2 protein-coding genes are annotated in these 1,699 nt (G+C 27.8%); both read left to right on the top strand.

Going from position 1 to position 1,699, the window contains the following annotated elements; genetic code table 11:
• Positions 1 to 761 (top strand): peptidoglycan-binding domain-containing protein (locus GQ589_RS11680; RefSeq protein ID WP_237399237.1); only part of this gene is annotated, 761 nt, incomplete at its 5' end.
• A gap of 4 nt (positions 762 to 765) precedes the next feature.
• The coding region (locus GQ589_RS11675; protein WP_160426408.1) for a hypothetical protein at positions 766 to 1,699 on the top strand (934 nt) is incomplete at its 3' end.

The raw sequence follows: 1,699 nt of genomic DNA, 5'->3' as shown, positions 1-1,699 counted from the left end.
GCAATGTGCCAACAGATGAATTTACCGAAAGAACCGAAAATATGATCAAACAGTTTCAACGTGATTATATGCAAGTCGAGGAAACGGGCGTTGTGGATATGAATGTGATAAAAGCGATTGATGAATTTCAAGATGAATATCCAATAGAAACATATTTTACTCAAGCTAAATGTAAGTGTTCGACATTGAAATTAGTTGAGGGCGATAAAGTATGTGGAGGTTTTGGTAATGGTAAATTTGAAAAACAAAAACAAGATGCAAATACTATTGAAATGTATAGGAAATATGAATATCCAGGGTTACATAGAACTTTATTTTGGGTCTTAAGAGCTTGGAAATTTTATTTATCCCATTTTGATCAACGGAATATGAAAATTGAATTAGTTAAATCTGGATATCGCTGTTGGTCAGATAATAATGCTCATAATTTTAGAAAAAGTACTAATCATATGGGTAAAGCATTAGATATTCATATGATTTATAACAATACTAAAATTTCATTAGAAAATTTGTGTGATGATGCTAGAGAGGTAATGATCAGTTATTGTAATGCACATTATAGATGGCAGGTTAAAAATGTTATTTCTTTAGAAGTGGGAATTCGTGAAAAAAAACCAGAAGATACAGCTATAGCTGCAACATGGATTCATTTTGATGTAAGAAGTTTTGAATTAAAATATTTGGAAGATAAATATTTTGTTAAAAGCGCTGAACAAGTTAATGGATTATCAATGCTATCATTAATAACTAACAAAGGTTAAAAATATGAAACTAAGTAATTTATTTTTTGCATTATTTTCTTTATTTTTATATGTGATTGCATCATCAGTTACAGCTGATGAAAAAAAAGCTTCGGATAATTGGAGAATTATTTATGGTATTAGTGACACATTGGTAAATGAAACAACGAATGATTTAAAAATAAAATTAATTGGTAATAAATTTTATTTTAATAATCAGCCATTTTTGATTGAACGTAATATTATGCCTGCAAAACATTTTTTTATAAGCAATAATATTGAACAATCATATTTTGATTTAAAAAAACAGCAAGAATTACTAGAGTATAATTATAATATTAAATTAGATGAGAGAATTACTTATCTTCAATTTGATAAAGATATTGATGATACTTTATTAAAACAATATATAACACAAAATAGGCAAGCAATATTATTGGATGATATACTACTTCTCTTTGGAAAAAACGGTGAGCCAATCTTTTATTCAAAACCTTATTTTGAAAAAGAATTTATAAAAGAAGTGTCCCTATTACCCATTATCAATGTTCCGTTTAATACAGAAGATGCTTATGTATTATATCGTGATGAAATTTTAAAAAAAATATCTATTCATTTTAAAAACTTTTTAGATCTCCCATGGGATGCAATAGATATATTTGGGGCAAAATTTTCTTCTATTTCATCTATTATAAATCCAATATTTATTGATGTTGCTTGGGAAAGTGGTGAAACTGATTCTTTTCTATATCTGTTTTCAAATGATTATAAAGTTTTAGATAAACTACTAATTTTTAGCTATAGAACCACAACTCGTGGAGGTCCTGGAGGTGATGGACAACCTGTTGGTTATCGTTACTTTACCATTGATAAAAACTACTTTATTGAACGTCGACAACGTTTTGAGGATGAAACCATAGAAGTACAACATTTCCAAGTCACAAAAGAAGGAAAATTTC

It is taken from the genome of Gilliamella sp. Pas-s27, from assembly GCF_009795865.1.
Classification (GTDB): domain Bacteria; phylum Pseudomonadota; class Gammaproteobacteria; order Enterobacterales; family Orbaceae; genus Gilliamella.
This window is presented reverse-complemented; position numbering and strand designations above follow the sequence as displayed.